The sequence below is a fragment of the Micromonospora sp. LA-10 genome, from assembly GCF_051853095.1.
GTDB classification, from domain to species: domain Bacteria; phylum Actinomycetota; class Actinomycetes; order Mycobacteriales; family Micromonosporaceae; genus Micromonospora; species Micromonospora echinospora_A.
In genome coordinates this window covers 6,050,771-6,068,086 of record NZ_CP195710.1, presented here as the reverse complement: position 1 = coordinate 6,068,086, position 17,316 = coordinate 6,050,771, and the positions used below count along the sequence as shown (strand labels likewise).

At 70.3% G+C, this 17,316-nt stretch carries 16 protein-coding genes and 1 pseudogene; 11 read left to right on the top strand and 6 right to left on the bottom strand.

Going from position 1 to position 17,316, the window contains the following annotated elements:
- Nucleotides 1-38 precede the first annotated feature (38 nt).
- From ACSDG8_RS28255 to ACSDG8_RS28245, 3 genes are read left to right on the top strand one after another with little or no spacing between them, the layout of a single operon-like run.
- Entirely contained in the window at nt 39-1,736 is a 1,698-nt protein-coding gene (locus tag ACSDG8_RS28255) for a tetratricopeptide repeat protein (RefSeq protein ID WP_439427387.1), read from the top strand.
- Nucleotides 1,733-1,954, top strand: a complete 222-nt coding sequence (locus ACSDG8_RS28250; protein WP_439427386.1) for a hypothetical protein — start codon at nt 1,733-1,735, stop codon at nt 1,952-1,954. Before ACSDG8_RS28255 ends, ACSDG8_RS28250 begins: the two co-directional genes overlap by 4 nt.
- A complete protein-coding gene (locus ACSDG8_RS28245; protein WP_439427385.1) occupies nt 1,951-3,147 on the top strand; it encodes a tetratricopeptide repeat protein in 1,197 nt (398 codons plus the stop codon). Before ACSDG8_RS28250 ends, ACSDG8_RS28245 begins: the two co-directional genes overlap by 4 nt.
- 84 nt (nt 3,148-3,231) lie before the next feature.
- On the opposite strand, the gene ACSDG8_RS28240 is transcribed toward ACSDG8_RS28245, so the two are convergent.
- Entirely contained in the window at nt 3,232-4,260 is a 1,029-nt protein-coding gene (locus ACSDG8_RS28240) for an acetylxylan esterase (protein ID WP_439427384.1), read from the bottom strand.
- Nucleotides 4,261-4,321: 61 nt separating this feature from the next.
- Here ACSDG8_RS28240 and ACSDG8_RS28235 point away from each other — a divergent pair, with 61 nt between their 5' ends.
- Genes ACSDG8_RS28235 through ACSDG8_RS28210 form a run of 6 tightly spaced genes read left to right on the top strand, consistent with a single transcriptional unit; the run spans nt 4,322 to nt 12,183 of the window.
- On the top strand, nt 4,322-5,257 hold the full coding sequence (locus ACSDG8_RS28235; RefSeq protein WP_247688005.1) for an ABC transporter permease: 936 nt from the start codon (nt 4,322-4,324) through the stop codon (nt 5,255-5,257).
- A complete protein-coding gene (locus ACSDG8_RS28230; RefSeq protein ID WP_307856100.1) occupies nt 5,254-6,192 on the top strand; it encodes a carbohydrate ABC transporter permease in 939 nt (312 codons plus the stop codon). Before ACSDG8_RS28235 ends, ACSDG8_RS28230 begins: the two co-directional genes overlap by 4 nt.
- A 35-nt stretch (nt 6,193-6,227) precedes the next feature.
- Nucleotides 6,228-7,871: an extracellular solute-binding protein gene (locus ACSDG8_RS28225; protein WP_210891923.1), complete on the top strand. Its 1,644-nt coding sequence runs from the start codon at nt 6,228-6,230 to the stop codon at nt 7,869-7,871.
- Nucleotides 7,872-7,877: 6 nt separating this feature from the next.
- Nucleotides 7,878-9,401 carry a GH39 family glycosyl hydrolase gene (locus tag ACSDG8_RS28220; protein ID WP_210891921.1) on the top strand — a complete coding sequence of 508 codons (1,524 nt, stop codon included), beginning with the start codon at nt 7,878-7,880 and terminating at the stop codon, nt 9,399-9,401.
- Complete coding sequence (locus ACSDG8_RS28215; protein WP_210891919.1) at nt 9,398-10,087, top strand: DUF624 domain-containing protein; 690 nt, start codon at nt 9,398-9,400, stop codon at nt 10,085-10,087. The genes ACSDG8_RS28220 and ACSDG8_RS28215 overlap by 4 nt, the downstream gene beginning before the upstream one ends.
- Entirely contained in the window at nt 10,084-12,183 is a 2,100-nt protein-coding gene (locus ACSDG8_RS28210; protein ID WP_210942401.1) for an alpha-glucuronidase, read from the top strand. Before ACSDG8_RS28215 ends, ACSDG8_RS28210 begins: the two co-directional genes overlap by 4 nt.
- 10 nt (nt 12,184-12,193) lie before the next feature.
- On the opposite strand, the gene manD is transcribed toward ACSDG8_RS28210, so the two are convergent.
- The 4 genes from manD to ACSDG8_RS28190 all read right to left on the bottom strand — a co-directional run bounded on the left by manD (nt 12,194) and on the right by ACSDG8_RS28190 (nt 15,163).
- Complete coding sequence (gene manD, locus ACSDG8_RS28205; protein WP_210891915.1) at nt 12,194-13,402, bottom strand: D-mannonate dehydratase ManD; 1,209 nt, start codon at nt 13,400-13,402, stop codon at nt 12,194-12,196.
- An 82-nt stretch (nt 13,403-13,484) separates the two neighbouring features.
- Nucleotides 13,485-13,655, bottom strand: a complete 171-nt coding sequence (locus tag ACSDG8_RS28200; protein ID WP_210891913.1) for a hypothetical protein — start codon at nt 13,653-13,655, stop codon at nt 13,485-13,487.
- A 75-nt stretch (nt 13,656-13,730) separates the two neighbouring features.
- Entirely contained in the window at nt 13,731-13,952 is a 222-nt protein-coding gene (locus ACSDG8_RS28195) for a hypothetical protein (protein WP_247678060.1), read from the bottom strand.
- A 74-nt stretch (nt 13,953-14,026) separates the two neighbouring features.
- Nucleotides 14,027-15,163 carry a hypothetical protein gene (locus ACSDG8_RS28190; protein WP_210942402.1) on the bottom strand — a complete coding sequence of 379 codons (1,137 nt, stop codon included), beginning with the start codon at nt 15,161-15,163 and terminating at the stop codon, nt 14,027-14,029.
- A 222-nt stretch (nt 15,164-15,385) separates the two neighbouring features.
- Between ACSDG8_RS28190 and ACSDG8_RS28185 the strand changes: the two genes are divergently transcribed.
- Together ACSDG8_RS28185 and ACSDG8_RS28180 are read left to right on the top strand one after the other, a co-directional pair.
- On the top strand, nt 15,386-15,703 hold the full coding sequence (locus ACSDG8_RS28185) for a PadR family transcriptional regulator (RefSeq protein ID WP_210891907.1): 318 nt from the start codon (nt 15,386-15,388) through the stop codon (nt 15,701-15,703).
- A gap of 14 nt (nt 15,704-15,717) precedes the next feature.
- Nucleotides 15,718-16,350, top strand: a complete 633-nt coding sequence (locus tag ACSDG8_RS28180) for a hypothetical protein (RefSeq protein ID WP_210891905.1) — start codon at nt 15,718-15,720, stop codon at nt 16,348-16,350.
- Here the strand turns inward: ACSDG8_RS28180 and ACSDG8_RS28175 are convergent.
- Nucleotides 16,340-17,263 (bottom strand): annotated as a pseudogene (locus tag ACSDG8_RS28175) (IS5 family transposase). The gene ACSDG8_RS28180 and the pseudogene ACSDG8_RS28175 sit on opposite strands and share 11 nt — an antisense overlap.
- Between the last annotated feature and the right edge of the window lie 53 nt (nt 17,264-17,316).

Sequence of the window (17,316 nt, the reverse complement as noted above, 5' to 3'; positions counted from 1 at the left end):
CGGCCCCGCCGCCGCCGGCCCCCGCCGCCACGGTCCTCGTGCAGTTGCCGGCCGGCGCGTCGCTGCCGCCCGGCCGCTACGACGTCGTGCTGCGCGACGGCGGCCGGCAACTGTCCGCGACCGGTACGGTAGTGACCCCGTCGCCGACCGCGGCCCCGACGGCCCCTGGACCGGGCGTCAAGGGCCTGCTCATCGGGGCGGTGATCCTGCTGGTGCTGGCCGCCCTGCTGTACCTCGCGCAACGCGCCTTCCGGGTGCCGCTGCGCCGACGCCGGGAGTACGAGGACCTGGTCCGCCTGCTCGAAACCGGCGACGCCAAGGCGGCGGTCACCGGTCTGACCAGGATCGAAGCCCAGTTACCGCCGTCACTACGGGTGAGGGCTCGGTTCTACATCGGGTACGGCCTCTACCAACTCGGCGAGCTCGACGAGGCCGAGCACCGGCTGGCTGCCCTGCACCGCGAGGAACCGGACGACCCCTCGGTCGCGTACCTTCTCGCCTACCTGCGGGTGCAGCGCCGCGAATTCGACGGTGCCGAGCCGGTGCTGGGCGCGCTCGCTCGTCGCAACCGGTTGGACATTGGTCACGCACGGCGGCTCTACGGCATCGTCCTGTTCCAGCAGGCGACGCAGGCGGTCACCGACGGCCGGATCGAGGCCGCCGCTGACCTGTTCGACCGTGTCGATCAACTCGGCGACTTCCGCGACCGGATTCCGGTTGACCTGCGCAGCCGGCACACCGTGATCGGGGCGCGGGCGTTGCTCGACCGCGACCTGCCGGCTGCCCGTAGGCAGTTCGAGGAGCTGGCCAAGGCGGCGGAGAGTGGCGATCTCCTCGTGTCGGCCAAGCTCGGGCTGGCTCTGGTCGCTTGGCTGGACGACGAGCCCGGCTCGCCCCGGCGGGTCGCCAACCTGCTCACCGAATGCGTGCGGCTGCTGCATCCACGCGGCCAGGGGCAGGAGGACTGGCCCGGGCCGCCGAGCGACGACCTGGCGGGCCGGCTGGAGGAGCTGAGCGCGCTGGGCGACCAGCCCTCGACGCGCCAGGAGCTGCGGCAGGGCCTACGCGACATCTACCTGTTGCGAGCACTGGCGATCATGCGGATGTGGACCGAGAACGACGTCGATCCGGCCAGGGCGAGGGCCTTCGTCGAGGCCTGCGCGCGTCGGTTCGCCTGCGCCGTCCGGCTGGACCCGCAGTTCGCCGACCCGTACCTGCTCGTCGGCTTGCTGCGGTACCGGCTCGCTGCTGGCGACCCCCACGACCGGCGCCAGGCGGTCGCCGAGCTGCGGGCCGCGCAGATCCTGGGCGTACGCCGGCCCGAGGTGCTGCGGATCATCCGCGACCACGACGACCGGGAACGCCTACGGGAACAGGGGTATATCGCGCTGCTGCACCGGCTGGCCGGTCCTGGTGCCGCCTCGCCGGACCCGGAGACCGCGCGCCGGCACCACAGGCGATTCGGCCGGACGCCGAACCGGGACACGCCGACCGACGGCGTCGCACCTGAAACGGCACCGACCGTGACGGAACTGAGCGAGCGCGCCGAACTGCTCACTACAAAGCTGGAGAACGTCCAGGGCGCGTTGGGCGACGACGCTGCCGTTGCTGCGGACCTGGCCCGCAAGCTCGCGCAGGACAGTGCCGCACTCACCGCGCGGGCCCAGGCGATCGAGGAGGGCGAAGCAGCGCTGCTGGCGTTGCTCGGTGCTCGCCTGAAGGAGACGGAGGCATGATGAGGGCGATTCCCGGGCCGGCTGTGCCCGAGCCGGCGGCGATGCTGGACCGTCTGCCGACACCGGAACTCGACATCGACGAGGAGGCCGGCGAGGATCTGCACCGAATTGAGCTGCGGCGGATGATCCTGGAGCTCGCCGAGGTCGGGCATGCCCGGGAAATCGCGGCGGTAGAGGCCGCCGCCGAGAGGTTCCGCGGTGGAACGGCCCGGCAATGACCGGATCCGACGACGAGCCGCCCGGCCTCGCCGGACGAGACGAGCGGCGCGCCTCGAGCGACGACGCGGCGATCCTCAACTTCGACCTGTCCACAGGCGGGATGCGGCCGCCGGAGGACCCGGTCGAGAAGGTGCAGCGGCTAGTGGATCGGGCACGGGACCGGCACGACGCCGGCGAGTTCCAGGCGGCCATCGCGCTGACTGACAAGGCTCTGCAACTCGATCCGACCTACCTGCGGGCCTGGCTCTGGAAGGCGCACTGCCTGGAACGACTCCGAAATCTCGACGGTGCCATCGCGGAACTCACCCGTGCACGCCGGGCGGTCCAGCGCGCGGATGCAGTCAGCAAGGTGGACGAGATGCTGGACGTGTACCGCCGGCGCCTCACCGACCGCCCGATGGAGAAAGCCCGCGGCGAACTGCGCCACGGCCGTCCCCGACAGGCCGTAATGATCCTCGAAGGGCTGACGGGCACGCTGGCCGGAGACGAGACATTCGAGCACCGCCTCACGTACGCACGGGAATGCGCCTCCGCGGCGGCGACCAGCCGCAGCCCACTCGCCGGCTCAGCCCTCACTCTGGCTGCCCTGCAGAGGGTGCTGGCGTGGCTGTGCCGGGAGGAAATGGAGAACGGGAACCGCGCCCTCAAAGGAGAGGACTACCGAGCGGCGGCCATATGGTACGGCCGCGCCCGCAAGCGCGATGAACGGCACACTGCCGCCGCACTGAACGAGGCCAGGGCGGTATTTGGCCTTGCCTGCATGTCGGACCTCGACTTCCCCCAGACGTGGCCGGGGATCCGCGAGGCCATCACCCAGGTCGCCCACCTGCTCCGACGTGCGGATCTACTGGCCCAGGGCGCTGCGGCCGACCGCTCGCTCGCCGAGGAGGCAGCCGCCCTACGCGCGGCAGTGGCCGAACTGACAACGGTCAACGACGCCCGCGGCCAGCAAGCGGACAAGATCATGAAGGTCAACGAGTGCATCGCCGACTTCAACGCGCTGATCCGACAGTTCGAGATGAGCGAGCGGAACTGGCTCACCTTCAGCAACTTGCGCACGTCGTTCCCGCAAATTGAGGCGCGGGCGCATCGGCTGTTCCGGAAGTACGGACCCGACGACGCGGATGTCGGGGAAGGACTCGCCTCGCTGCACGCCGCCGTAACCGAGCTGCGCAAGAACATCCGCTGGTAGAGCCGGTCGGCGATCCCGTCCAACGGGTGCCGCCGCCGAGACGACCGGCGCGTAGAACCAACAGCCGGACATTCGGTGGGTTCGTCAGCGGGCTGCCGTCCCGGCGGAACGCATCACCGCGTCCAGCCAGCGCAGCTGCCGCCGTACGTGGACCGCCTCCCCGCCCTCGTGGCCGTTGAACGGGTACGTGTGCATCTCCCGTGACGGCACCGCCGATCCGCTCGCGGCACCGTACTGGTTGTAGGCGGCGAAGCCGGTGCTCGGCGGGCACACCTCGTCGCGCAGACCGATCCCGAAGTGCGCCGGGGCGGTGGCCCGCCGGGCGAAGCTGACGCCGTCGACGTAGGACAGTGTGCGCCGGACCGGCTCCTCGGCTTCGCGGTGCACGGCCAGGTAACTGGCGATCTCGCCGTAGGGGGACGCTTCGGTGAGTTCGATGGCGCGCTGGATGTCGCACAGGAACGGGGCGGTGACCAGGAGCGCGGCGAGGCCGTCGACGAGGCCCGCCGCAGCGAGCGCGAGTCCCCCGCCCTGGCTGTTGCCCACCGCTGCGACGCGGGCCGGATCCACCCCGGGCAGTACGCGGACGGCGTCGATCGCGCGGACCGCGTCGGTGATCAGGCGGCGGTAGTGGTAGTCGTCCGGGGACAGGATGCCCCGTGTGGCGGGGCTGGGCCCGCCGGGCGCGTCGTGCGGGTCCGGGGTGTCGCCGCGGCTGTACAGGCCGGCCTGTCCCCGGTTGTCCACCAGCAGGTGGGCGTAGCCGGCGACCGGCCAGGTGAGCCGCTCGCCCGGCAGGCCCCGGCCGCGTCCGTAGCCGGGGTACTCCACCACTGCCGGCAGCGGCGTGGCCACGCCCGTGGGACGGGTGTACCAGGCCCGGACCGGTTCGCCGGCGAAGCCGGCGAACGTCACGTCCCACGTGTCGACCAGCCGCAGATCGGTGGGTTCGGGACGGACGTCGACGAGCACCGGGGTGGCCGCGGCGGCGGTGAGGGTGGCGCGCCAGAACCGGTCGAAATCGGCGGGTTCGACCACGGCCGGGGTGTAGCGGCGGAGCTGTTCGAGGGTGATATCAATCGACGCTCTTGACACGAAGATAACGATACCCATAAATTTCCGCAAAGCTTACGGCGCATTACCGGAAAGTTCCGGCCAACGTTCAGGTGGGAGGATGAGCTTGGCAGCCCCGACCCTGCGCAGTCGTCGTACGCCCTGGCGGCGGGCCCTGCGCCGGGACTGGCAGCTCTACTCGCTGGCCGTCTTGCCGCTGCTGTTCTTCCTGACGTTCCGCTACCTGCCGATGCTCGGCAACGTGATCGCGTTCCGGCGCTTCCAGCCGGGCGGCAACATCTTCGGCGAGTACTGGACCGGGCTGCGGTACTTCCGGCTGTTCTTCACCGACCCGACCTTCTGGAGCGTGTTCACCAACACGCTCGTGCTGGGCGCGCTGACGCTGGTGTTCTGCTTCCCGCTGCCGATCGTGCTCGCGCTGCTGCTCAACGAGGTGCGCAACCGCGCGCTCAAGCGGTTCGTCCAGTCGGTGTCCTACCTGCCGCACTTCCTGTCGATCGTGATCGTGGCCGCGATGGTCCTCCAGCTGCTGTCGGTGGACGGCACTGTGAACCAGATGGTGCGTGCCGTGGGCGGCGAGCCGGTCTCGTTCATGCAGCAGGCCGGATGGTTCCGGACGATCTACGTCTCCTCCGAGGTCTGGCAGACCGTCGGCTGGGGCACCATCCTCTACCTCGCCGCGCTCACCACGGTCGACGGCGACCTGTACGAGGCGGCCCGCATCGACGGCGCCAACCGGTGGCGGCAGACCTGGCACGTGACGCTGCCGGGGATCCGGCCCACGATGGTGACCCTGCTGATCCTCAACATCGGCACCTTCATGGCCGTCGGCTTCGAGAAGATCCTGCTGCTGTACAACCCGCTCACCTACCCGACGGCGGACGTGATCTCGACCTACCTGTACCGGGTGGGCATCGTCTCCGGGAACCTCAGCTACGCCGCCGCGATCGGCCTGTTCGAGTCCGTGATCGGGCTGACGCTGGTGCTGTCGGCGAACGCGATCTCCCGGCGCACGGTGGGAACGAGCCTGTGGTGAGCACGCAGGACCGTGCCCAGGCCCGTACTCGGAAACCGGCTGTCCGGCCGCGTGGTCAGCGGCCCACCACGGGCTACCGGGTCTTCCAGGTCGTCAACGCCGTCGTGCTGACCGGCGTCGTGGTGGTGACCCTGTACCCGTTCCTCACCATCGTGGCCCGCTCGCTCAGCGACAACGCGTACATCGTCGCGGGTGAGGTGAACCTCGTGCCGCGGGGTTTCAACCTCACCGCGTACCGGGTGGTGACGTCGGACCCGACGTTCTGGGTCAGCTACCGCAACACCGTCTTCTACACGGTGGTCGCCACGCTCATCTCCGTCGTGCTGACCACCTGCTACGCGTACGTGCTGTCGAAGAAGCACCTGCGGGGCCGCACCGCGCTGGTCGGGATCGCCGTGTTCACCATGTTCTTCACCGGCGGCCTGATCCCCAACTACGTCCTGGTCACCAGCCTCGGGCTGAAGAACACCGTGTGGGCGATCGCTCTGCCCAACGCCATCAACGTGTTCAACCTCCTCGTCATGAAGGCGTTCTACGAGAGCCTGCCGGTCGAGCTGGAGGAAGCTGCCGCCGTCGACGGGCTGAACACGTACGGCACGCTGCTGCGGATCGTCCTGCCGCTGTCGAAGGCGATGGTCGCGACGATGGTGCTGTTCTACGCCGTCTCGTTCTGGAACTCCTGGTTCGCCGCGTTCCTCTACATGGACCGGCAGGACCTGCTTCCGGTGACCGTCTATCTGCGCAACCTCATCGCGGGTGCGACCGATGCCACGCAGACCGGCGGCGGCCTCGGCAGCGCCGGCGACGTCGTGCAGTCCGCCGCCACCATCCAGTCCGTGACCATCGTGCTGACGATCCTGCCGATTCTCGCGGTCTATCCCTTCATCCAGCGCTATTTCGTCTCCGGAATCATGCTCGGCGCCGTGAAGGGATAGCCCAGGCACCACCCCACCACCGGAAGGAAGAATCCATGGCCAAGCTGTCCCGGCGCCAGGTGCTGCTCGCCACCGGCGCGGCCGCCGTCGCCTCCCTGGCGGGTTGCGGCGACGACACCCCGGACAAGAAGGACCTCGACGGCAACCGTACGGGCGCGATGGACAAGTACGGCATCGGCGACCAGTTCAAGGCCACCGAGCCGGTCACGTTCTCGATCCTCTACAACAACCACCCGAACTACCCGCTCAAGCCGGAGTGGCTGTTCTGGACCGAGCTGGCCCGGCGGACGAACGTCAAGCTGGACCCGGTCGCCGTGCCGCTGAGCGACTACGAGCAGAAGCGCAGCGTGCTGGTCGGCTCCGGCGACGCCCCGATGATCATCCCGAAGACCTACCACCCCCAGGAGAGCTCGTACGTCTCCTCCGGCGCCATCCTGCCGGTCAGCGACTACCTCGACCTGATGCCGAACTTCAAGGACAAGATCGAGCGGTGGAACCTCAAGCCGGAGATGGACACGCTCCGGCAGGAGGACGGCAAGTTCTACCTGCTGCCCGGTCTGCACGAGAAGCCCTGGCAGGACTACACGCTCGCGGTCCGCACCGACGTGCTGGAGCAGCTGAAGATCCCGTCCCCGACCACCTGGGACGAGGTGTACACCATGCTCAAGGCGTTGAAGGCGGCCCACCCGGACGTCATTCCGTTCTCCGACCGGTTCGGCAAGCCCAACCCGGCCGGCAACCTGCTGAACATGCTGGCGCTCGCGCACGGCCTGCCCGGCGCCGGCTGGAACTACCAGCCGACGGCCTGGGACGAAGGGGCCGGGAAGTACGTCTTCACCGGCGCCTCGGACGGCTACCGGCAGGTGGTGGAGTACCTCCACAAGCTGGTCGCCGAAGGGCTGCTCGACCCGGAGACGTTCACCCAGACCGACGACCAGGCCCGGCAGAAGCTCGCCAGCGGCAAGTCGTTCGTGATCAGCACGAACGCGCAGACCCTGGTGAACGACTACCGCCCGGACATCGCGAAGATCAACCCGAACGCACGGCTCGGCAAGATCCTCTTCCCGATCGGGCCGGCCGGCCCGGTCAACGCGGCGAGCCGGCTGGAGAACGGCGTGATGATCTCCAGCAAGGCCCGGGAGGGCAAGAACTTCGTGGCCATGATGCAGTTCGTCGACTGGCTCTGGTATTCCGACGCCGGCCAGGAGTTCGCCAAGTGGGGCGTCGAGGGAACGACGTACACGAAGGACGGCTCGGGCAAGCGCGCCCTCGCCCCGGACGTCAACGTCATCGGGCTCAACCCCAAGGCCACCAAGCACCTGCAGAAGGACTTCGGCTTCTACAACGGCGTCTTCGCCTACGGCGGCAAGCTCGACCTGGTGCAGTCGTTCTTCTCGCCCGAGGAACTGGAGTTCCAGAAGGAGATGAACGCCCGCAAGGCCGCGCCCTGGGTGACTCCGCCACCCGCGCCGCTCAGCGACGAGGAGCGGGAGCAGACGACGCTGTGGGCGACCGCGCTGAAGGACCACGTCACCCAGAACACGCTGAAGTTCGCGCTCGGGCAGCGACCCCTGAGCGAGTGGGACACCTACGTCTCGGAACTGAAGGGCAAGAACGCGCAGGCCTACACCGACCTGGTCAACAAGGCGTACGAGCGGTACCGCAAGAGCCACGGCTGACCGGCGATGCGCGGCACCGTTCCCGAGCGGCCCGTCGGCCGGCTGACCGACGCCTGGCGTACCTGCGTGGGCACCGGCCGGTTCGACCTGGCGCTGCGACGCGACTACCAGGACTCGCTGGCCCTGGTGCAGCGGGACATCGGCTTCCGGCACATCCGCGGGCACGGGCTGCTCAGCGACGGCGTCGGCGTGCACCGCCCCTACACGTACCAGGGCGAGCGCCGGGTGCGGCACGCCTTCACCTACGTGGACCAGGTCGTCGACGCCTACCTCGCCCTGGGCATCCGGCCCTTCGTGGAGCTGGGGTTCATGCCCTCGGCGCTCGCCTCCGGCGACCAGACGGTGTTCTGGTGGCGGGGCAACGTGACCCCTCCCCGGTCGTACACCGAATGGGGTGACCTGGTCCGCGCGACGGTGGCCCACCTGGTCGACCGGTACGGCCTCGACGAGGTGCGCGGCTGGCCCGTCGAGGTGTGGAACGAGCCCAACCTGACGGCGTTCTGGCAGGGCGCCGACCAGGACGCCTACCACCAGCTGTACGAGGTGTCGGCGCACGCCGTCAAGGACGTCGACGCGGCGCTCCAGGTCGGCGGCCCGGCCCTCTCCCCCGGCGCCGACGAGTGGCTGAAGCCGTTCGCCGAGTTCGTCACCGACCGCGACGTACCCGTCGACTTCGTCAGCCGGCACGCCTACACCTCCGGCCCGGCCCGGCACCTGCCGTTCGGCACCCGGCAGACCCTGACCCCGGCCGCGGACCTGCTGGAGCAGTTCGCCGCGCCCCGCCGGCACCTGGCCGGCACCGCGCTGGCCGACCACCCGGTGCACATCACCGAGTTCAACTCCTCCTACCGGCCGGACAACCCGATCCACGACACCGCGTTCCACGCCGCCTACCTCGCTCCGGTGCTGGCCGGCGGCGGGGACCTGGTCGACTCCTTCTCCTACTGGACCTTCAGCGACGTGTTCGAGGAGGAGGGGGTGCCCACTGCGCCACTGCACGGCGGCTTCGGCCTGCTCACCCACCGGCAGATCAAGAAACCCACCTACCACCTGTACGCGTTCATGGCCCGGCTCGGCGACGAGGTGCTCGCGCGCGGACCGGACCACCTCGTCACCCGGCACCCCGACGGCCGGGTCGCGGTGCTGGCCTGGGCCCCTGTCGACGTCACCGGCCGGGAGCCGGCACCCGAGCGGCACACCCTGTCGCTGTCGGTTCCGATCGGCCCGCCGGGCACCGCGTCGGCGTTCCTGCTCCGCTCGTCGGTCAGCGAGGACGCCGGCAACGCCTGGGCGGCCTGGCGGGAGATGGGCAGCCCGCACTCGCCCCGATCCCGGCAGCTCGACGCGTTGCGGGAGGCGGCCGAGCCGGCCCGTACCCATCGCGCACTGCCGGTCGTGGCCGGGCGGGCCGACCTCGACCTCGTCCTCGCCCGGCACGAGGTGACCCTCGCCGAGCTGACGCCGGTGGTGGACGAGACCCCGCCGTGGTGGGACGACCGGTTGCTCGACCCGCCCGGGGACCGGCAGTGACCGGCGCGACCGGCGGGCTGCGGGAGTTCGGCGACGGGCCGTTGTCGCGGGCCGCCGCGACGGTCCACACCCTGCTCGTGGTCGAACTGCTGCTCCTGCTGAGCACGCTGCCCGGTCTGGCCGTGCTCGTGCTGCTCGACCGCGACAGCAGCAACCTCCCGCTGGTCGCCATAGCCGCGCTGCCGCTCGGTCCGGCCGTCTCGGCCGCGCTGCACACGCTGCGGCACCAACGCCCCGACCTGACCGATCTCCGTCCCGCCGCCACGTTCCTCCGCGCCTACCGGGCCAACCTGCCGGCCGTGCTGCGCGTCTGGGCGCCGACGCTGCTGTGGCTTGCAGTCATCGCGGTCAACCTGGCGAACCTGCCCGCCGCCGCCGTCCCCGGCTGGTGGGCCGTGCCGCTGGTGGTGGTCGGCGCGGGGGTGGTCCTGGTCGGGGTCAACGCGCTCGTCATCGTCTCGCTGTTCACCTTCCGCACCCGCGACGTGCTCCGGCTCGCCCTCTACTACGTGGCACGCAAGCCCGGCGTCACAGTCGGCAACGTCCTGCTGCTGGCCGCCGCCGTCGGCGTCACCGCGGTGTTCTCCGAGGCGGTACTCGCCCTGCTCGCCGCGCTCCTGGTGCTGGCGCTGCTGCGGATCGCCGACCCCATGATCGACGACATCCGGGCGGAGTTCACGGCGTGAGCGTCCCGGTCGCCGGCCGCGCGTCGGCCGACAGCGGCGAGTCGGACTGGCACGCCGCCTGGCTCCCGCCCGCGGCGTTCCGCGAACTCGGCTCCCGACCGGTGCTGGTGCACGGCGACGGGCTCCTTGTCGACACCGTCCTCGACGAGGTGAGCCGGGCCTGCGCCCGGTACGGCGGACAGCTCTGGCACGGTCCACCGTGGCAGGTCGACGCCGACCTGGTGCTGGCCCTGCGCGAGGCCGGCCCGGTGCCGAACGCGGCGGCGGAGGCGGCCCGGCTCGGCGCGACACCGGCGGTGAACGGCACGGGCGACGGCGCCCTCGGCGACGAGGGATACCTGCTGACGCGGGCGAGCGGCGTGACTGTGGTCCTGGCCGACGCGCCGGCCGGCCTGCTGTACGGGATGTTCCACGTGGTCCGGCTCGGCGCGGCGGCCTTCGACGACGACCTTCCGGCACGGCGGCACCGGCCGGCGCTGAACCGGCGGATGCTCGACCACTGGGACAACGTGGCCGTACACCCGGTGTCGGGCCAGATCGAGCGGGGCTACGCGGGCGGCTCCCTGTTCTGGCGCGACGGTGCCGCCCGGCACGAGCCCGCCCGGCTCCGCGACTACGGCCGCCTGCTCGCCGCCTGCGGCGTCAACGCGATCTGCGTGAACAACGTCAACGTGCACGACACCGAGGCGCTACTGCTGACCGACCGGCTCGGCGACGTCGCGGACATCGCCGAGGTGCTCCGCCCGTACGGCATCCGGGTGCATCTGTCGGTGACGTTCGCCGCCCCGGTGGTCCTCGGCGGCCTGCCCACCGCCGATCCGCTGGACGAACGCGTGCGGGCCTGGTGGGCCGCCGCCACCCGGCGGGTCTACCAGCGGATCCCCGACTTCGGCGGCTATCTGGTGAAGGCCGACTCGGAGGGCCAACCCGGCCCGTTCGCGTACGGGCGCGACCACGCCGACGGCGCGAACCTGCTCGCCGGGGCGCTCGCCCCGCACGGCGGCGTGGTGCGCTGGCGGGCGTTCGTCTACGACCACCGCCAGGACTGGCGGGACCGGTCGACCGACCGGGCCCGGGCCGCCCACGACCACTTCGCGCCGCTGGACGGGCAATTCGCCGACAACGTGATCGTCCAGGTGAAGTTCGGCCCGATCGACTTCCAGCCACGCGAACCGGTGTCCCCGGTGCTCGCCGCGATGCCGTCCACCCGGCTGGCGGTGGAGGTGCAGGCCACGCAGGAGTACACCGGCCAGCAGCGGCACGTCTGCTACCTCGCGCCCTGGTGGAGCGAGGTGCTGCGGTTCCGGCCCCGGGGCGCGGCCGGCGGCACGATCGCCGACGTGGCGGGCGCCGGTGGCGGCCTGGTCGCCGTGGCCAACGTGGGTGACGACCCGTTCTGGACCGGGCATCCACTGGCCCAGGCGAACCTGTACGCCTTCGGCCGGCTCGCCTGGGATCCGCTGCTGGATCCCGGCGCGATCCTCGACGAGTGGATCGACCTGACCTGGCTGCCGGGCACCACCGGCGATCCGGAAGCGGTACGGCGGACCATGCACGCGATCATGGACGACTCCTTGCGCACCTACGAGCGCTACACCGCCCCGCTCGGCGTCGGCTTCATGGTGCGGCCCGGCCACCACTACGGCCCGGACGTGGACGGCTACGAGTACACCCAGTGGGGCACCTACCACTTCGCCGACCGCGACGGCGTCGGGGTGGACCGGACCCGGGCGACCGGGACCGGCTTCACCGGCCAGTACCCGCCGCCGTGGTCCGAGGTGTACGAGTCACGCGAGCGTTGCCCCGACGAACTGCTGCTGTTCTTCCACCACGTCCCGTACCGGCACGTGCTGCACAGCGGCCGTACCGTCATCCAGCACATCTACGACACGCACTTCGCCGGGGTCGAGGAGGTGGCGGCGATGCGGGAGCGGTGGCGGCTCCTCGCCGGGGCGGTCGACCCGGCCGTCCACGACCGGGTGGCCGAGCGCCTCGACGAGCAGTTCCGCAGCGCCGTCGAGTGGCGGGACCAGATCAACACCTACTTCTTCCGCAAGTCCGGGATCCCGGACGCGCACGGTCGTCGCATCCACTGAACCAGGACGCTCACCAGGGGTGTACGGTGCCGTCCGTCAGCCGGTTCACCGGCAGGTAGGCCGGCGCGTACGGGTAGCGGGCCGCGGCCTGCTCGTCGATGTCCACCCCGAGCCCCGGGGTCTCGGCCGGATGCAGGTAGCCGCCGTCGTAGTGGTAGCCGTGCGGGAACACCTCGTCGGTCGCGTCGGTGTGCCGCATGTACTCCTGCAGGCCGAAGTTGGGGATGGCGAGGTCCAGGTGCAGCGCGGCGGCCATGCAGACCGGGGAGAGGTCGGTGGCTCCGTGCGAGCCGCTGCGGACGTGGTGCAGCGCGGCGAGGTCGAAGATGCGTCGCAGGTGGGTGATCCCGCCGGCGTGGACCACAGTGGTGCGGACGTAGTCGATGAGCTGTTCCCGGATGAGCTGGGCGGCGTCCCAGATGCTGCTGAAGACCTCGCCGACGGCGATCGGCGTGGTGGTGTGCTGCCGGATGAGCCGGAAACCCTCCTGCAGGTCTGCCGGGACGGGATCCTCCATCCAGGTCAGCGCGTACGGCTCCAGGCTCTTGCCGAGCCGCGCCGCCTCGATCGGGGTGAGCCGGTGGTGCACGTCGTGCAGCAGCCGGAGGGTCGGCCCGAACTCCTCGCGGACCCGGGCGAACACGCTCGGCACGTGGGTCAGGTAGGCCTCCGTCGACCAGGTCGTCTCGGTCGGCAGCGCGGCGTCGGCGGGCTCGTAGAACATCTTGTCGGCGCTGACGCCGTACGTCCGGGGCAGGCCGGGCACACCGCACTGCACCCGCACCGCGCGGTAGCCGAGGTCGACGAAGCGGGCGACCTCGGCCAGCACCTCGTCGACCGTCTCGCCGTTGGCGTGCCCGTACACGGTCACGCCCTCGCGGGACCGGCCGCCGAGCAACTGGTAGACCGGCAGCCCGGCGACCTTGCCCTTGATGTCCCACAGCGCGGTGTCCACGGCGGCGACGGCGCTCATCGTGACCGGCCCGCGCCGCCAGTACGACCCCTGGTAGAGGTACTGCCAGGTGTCCTCGATCCGGGCCGGGTCGCGCCCGATCAGCAGCGGCACCACGTGGTCACGCAGGTAGGACGCCACGGCGAGTTCCCGGCCGTTGAGGGTGGCGTCGCCGACGCCGGTGACCCCCTCGTCGGTGACGACCTTCAGGGTCACGAAGTTGCGGCCGGGGCAGGTAACGATCACCCGGGCGTCGACGATTCTCATCCGGTCTCCCCTGCGGTCGGCGCGCCGGTCACCACAGGATTATCCATCATCGTCGATCAGTCGGGGCCCTGGCGCCGGCCGGTCAGGCCGGTTCGGGTACGCCCCCGGGATCACCGTCGTCGGGCATCGGCTCGACCGGCGCCTCGGGCAGTTCGCCCGGCGTGTCCGGGAGGAGTTCGCCGGGGTCGTCCGGCACGTCCTCACGCGGGTCGATCGGCGGGTACAGCTCGGGGTCGAGGTCGGGGTTGGTCATCAACTCAGTATCCGACGCCTCCGCCGGGACCGCCCGCCGAGCACTCAACCCTTCACCTCTGCGATCCACGCGCGGTCACGGGGTCTCACCGTCGCCCACCGGGGGCGCGGACGACCGGTCCGCCGGCTTGCGCAACCACAGCCACACCCCCGCCAGCATGCACGCCGCGCCCCCGATCGCGACCGCCGTCTCGGCCAGTTCGGGGAAATCGTCGAGGAACGGGAAGGCACGGGTGGCCGCCATCGCCAGCAGCCCGATCAGCAACAGGACGCCGGCGGCAATCCGCTGGAGAATCATGTGCTTCATTGGATCACGACCGCGCCACAGCCCGCAGGCGCCGTCGCCCCGGCCGTTGCCGAGTCACCGCGGGCTCATCTGGTGCGCTCGATCACCCCGGCCTGGCGGAATCCGTCGACGACCGCACCGCCGGCTCCCCAGAAGAACGAGGTCCCCGGGATGTTGGCCAAGGCGTCCAGGTGCGGATCGTTGCCCCCGACCTTGGGCCCGTACGCGACACTCCACCGCCCGCCGGTGTAGCGCAGCAGCAGCGTGCCTGGGTACTCGATGTACGGCGGGATCGGGTTCGTGCCGCTGATCCACACGTTGCCGTTCGCGTCGCCCGCGACGGCGTACGCCCGGCCGGCGGGCGCCGGTCCGGCCACCCGCTGCCACGTCCGGCCGTCCCAGTGCAGGATGACCGGTTTGGGCGAGGAGTCGAAGTCCTGGGTGCCGACCGCCCAGGCGTCGGTCGCCGAGCGGGCCCACACGCCGGTGAGCTGGACGCTCGCGATCGGCGGAATCGGGGCCACCCGCCACGACCCGCCGACGCGCTGCACGATCATCGGCTCCGGGTAGGGCGCGTCGGCGACGTACCGATCACCGGCGGCGAAGACGGCACCGTCCCTGGTGCGCGAGACCGCCCGGAGGACACCGTTGACCCCTTCCGTCCCCGGTACCGCCACCCGGCTGAACTGACGGGTGTCGCCTTCGACGACCAGCGGCCGGCCGCCGTCGTGACCGACGAGCACGGCCCGCCCGCCGCCGGTCGCGGCCACGTCCAGCAGGTCCGAGGTCCCGGGCGGGGCGGACCACGGCGTGTGGGACGTCCAGGTCTCGCCGTTGAAGTGCCCGGCGTACGGCTCGCCGAAGCGCCGGGAACCCACCGTCCAGACGTCGCCAGCGTTCACCGCGTCCACCTTGTACAACACATGCGCCTGGTGCGGCAGCCGCCGTTCCGCCCACGTTTGCCCGTTCCACCGGAGCAGGGCGTACGGCTGGTCGATCGAGTATCCCGTGTAGGTCGACGCCTGGTAGCCGACGGACCAGGCGTTGTTCGGGCCGGTGGCGGCCACGTCGGTCAGCCGGCTGTCGTGGATCAGCGCGGGAACCGTCGCCGTCCACGTCGACGGGGTCGCGGCTGCGACCGGCGTGACCGGCGGAAGCAGCACACCCACCGCCAGAGTGGACAGTATCGCCGTCGACAGCCCGTACCGTGCCAGTTCTCCCATGGTGACCCTCTTCCCCGATTGACAGCCGGTCCTCAGCATCGCGCTCCGGGACGTCCCGCGTACGCCCGGCTGCCGTCCTGTAAGAGAGTGGTAAGAACGGCTCCTCCGGCGATCCGGAGGCGCGGGACTCGGCCGTGGCTCCTGGATCTTGGGGGCCGCGAAGGTGTCGACTCTTCAAGTCTCTGATAGACATCGCTAATCTACACATGTAGTTTAAGGTCCATGGAACCGCTCGCCCGTATAGGCAGGGCAACCGTTGACGTCCTGACCGTCCTGCTTGACTCTGAGCAGCCGCGATGGGGGTTGGAAATCATCAATGCTACCGGCCGGCCGTCCGGCACGGTCTACCCACTGTTAGACCGCCTGGAGAGAGCCGGATGGGTCACATCCTCCTGGGATGACCAGGATCGCAAGGGTGCCCGGCGGCGACTGTACGTACTGACGCGCGACGGGGCGACCGAGGCTCGCCGGATCTGCCAACGCGCCGCTCAGCGGAGCACGCTCCGGATCTCCACCATTCGGCCGGACCTGGCCCGATGACAGCATCCCGCCGCATGCGCCTCGCTTTGGCCGTCAGCCGGTTTGCCTCGGCCGCGTTGCCAGTCTCCGATTCCCGTTCGCGCTACCGCGAACAGTGGGAGGCCGACATACGCGGCGCCGCCGACATAGGGCTGTCTCCGCTGCGGCTCGCTCTCGGCACCGCAGTGGCAGCCCTCCAACTTGCCGCTACCACCAGAAAGGGGACAGCAGTGCTTGCGTCAGGGAACATTGTGCTGGCCATCCGGGCAGCCGGTGCGCCCCGCGTACGTACCGTCCTTGCCGCGGCGCAGTTGGGATTCGGCGGTCTATATGCGGTCGTGCTGGTGTTATACGCCGTCAGCCGGATCCGGTTGGGACTCGGCCACTATGAACTCACCCACGAAATGCACGACCCCAAGGACCTCGTGCCTTTCGGTTTCTCCCTGCTTAACCCCTTCACCTGGCTGTTCATGACCTCGCAGCTGTACATAATGCTTCATGGTTGGGTGCTCGGAGCTGTCCTCGCTGCAGGGTCACTCGTCCATGCGCTTACCGGCAACGACCGTCGGCGGCGGCTCTCCGTGACCGCGACGGCGGTCGGCGCCGTTGTGCTGACCATCGCTCTCAGTGGCTTCGGCTGGGACATATTCGTTTGGGTTAGGGATTAGGGCGAGCGAGATCGCGTAGCCATATCTTTATCGTGGCGGCGTCAACCGTAGCCTGGTACATGAACTCTCTCTTGTCGTAGCGGGTGGCCACGGCTCGGAACTGCTTGAGCTTGTTGATCGCCCGCTCGACGACGTTGCGCTGTTTGTACAGCTCACGGTCGAAGGCGGGCGGGCGGGCGCCCGCCCCGGCTGCCCTTGGCCGCCCGAGCGGCGACCTGGTCCTTCTTCTCGGGAATCACCGCCGTGATCCTGCGTCGGCGCAGCTCAGCCCGGATCTTCTTGTTCGTGTACGCCTTGTCGGCAAGCAGCCGGCCCGGCCGGGTCCCCGGCCGACCCAACCGTCGCCGGACGCGGATACCGTCCATGACCATGGCGAACCCGACGCTGTCGTGGCGCTGCCCGGCGGTGAGGGTCCGGCTGACCGGCCGGCACCGGCGGTCTGCAGCCAGATGCAGCTTCGTGCTCAGCCAGCCACGGAACCGACCAAGCGCCTCACGATCACCCGATTCGCCCAATACCGGCCGCCCCCTTTGCCTTCGCTGGCCTGCTCGGACAGCTCCCTGGGCAGGTCGCGGCGAGCACCGGCCGCGTGCTGGTGCGCCCGGACCACGGTCGAGTCCAAGCCCAGCGTCCAGTCCTCGCCCGCCTCGGCATCGCAGTCGGTGCGCAGCGCGTCGCAGATCCTCGCCCAGGTACCGTCGAGGGCCCAGCGACGCTCGCGCTGGTAGACCGTCTTCCATGGGCCGAACCGGGCGGGCAGGTCCCGCCAGGTGATCCCGGTCCGTTCCCGGAACAAGATCCCCGAGATCGTCGTACGGTGATCACGCCACCGCCCGCCCCGCAGTGGATCCGTCGGCAGCAGCGGTCTCAGCAGCTCCCACTCGGCGTCAGTGAGCTCAAATCGTCCAGACACGACAAACGTGCTACACGTTCACGTCTCAAAGATCCACGAGACACGCCCTCGTT

Excerpts from the sequence above, each read along its gene's own strand:
- ACSDG8_RS28250 (WP_439427386.1), top strand. The coding sequence starts at position 1,733 with ATGATGAGGGCGATTCCCGGGCCGGCTGTGCCCGAGCCGGCGGCGATG.
- ACSDG8_RS28245 (WP_439427385.1), top strand. The coding sequence starts at position 1,951 with ATGACCGGATCCGACGACGAGCCGCCCGGCCTCGCCGGACGAGACGAG.
- ACSDG8_RS28240 (WP_439427384.1), bottom strand. The coding sequence starts at position 4,260 with ATGGGTATCGTTATCTTCGTGTCAAGAGCGTCGATTGATATCACCCTC.
- ACSDG8_RS28235 (WP_247688005.1), top strand. The coding sequence starts at position 4,322 with ATGAGCTTGGCAGCCCCGACCCTGCGCAGTCGTCGTACGCCCTGGCGG.
- ACSDG8_RS28225 (WP_210891923.1), top strand. The coding sequence starts at position 6,228 with ATGGCCAAGCTGTCCCGGCGCCAGGTGCTGCTCGCCACCGGCGCGGCC.
- ACSDG8_RS28220 (WP_210891921.1), top strand. The coding sequence starts at position 7,878 with ATGCGCGGCACCGTTCCCGAGCGGCCCGTCGGCCGGCTGACCGACGCC.
- manD (WP_210891915.1), bottom strand. The coding sequence starts at position 13,402 with ATGAGAATCGTCGACGCCCGGGTGATCGTTACCTGCCCCGGCCGCAAC.
- ACSDG8_RS28200 (WP_210891913.1), bottom strand. The coding sequence starts at position 13,655 with ATGACCAACCCCGACCTCGACCCCGAGCTGTACCCGCCGATCGACCCG.
- ACSDG8_RS28195 (WP_247678060.1), bottom strand. The coding sequence starts at position 13,952 with ATGATTCTCCAGCGGATTGCCGCCGGCGTCCTGTTGCTGATCGGGCTG.
- ACSDG8_RS28190 (WP_210942402.1), bottom strand. The coding sequence starts at position 15,163 with ATGGGAGAACTGGCACGGTACGGGCTGTCGACGGCGATACTGTCCACT.
- ACSDG8_RS28185 (WP_210891907.1), top strand. The coding sequence starts at position 15,386 with ATGGAACCGCTCGCCCGTATAGGCAGGGCAACCGTTGACGTCCTGACC.
- ACSDG8_RS28180 (WP_210891905.1), top strand. The coding sequence starts at position 15,718 with ATGCGCCTCGCTTTGGCCGTCAGCCGGTTTGCCTCGGCCGCGTTGCCA.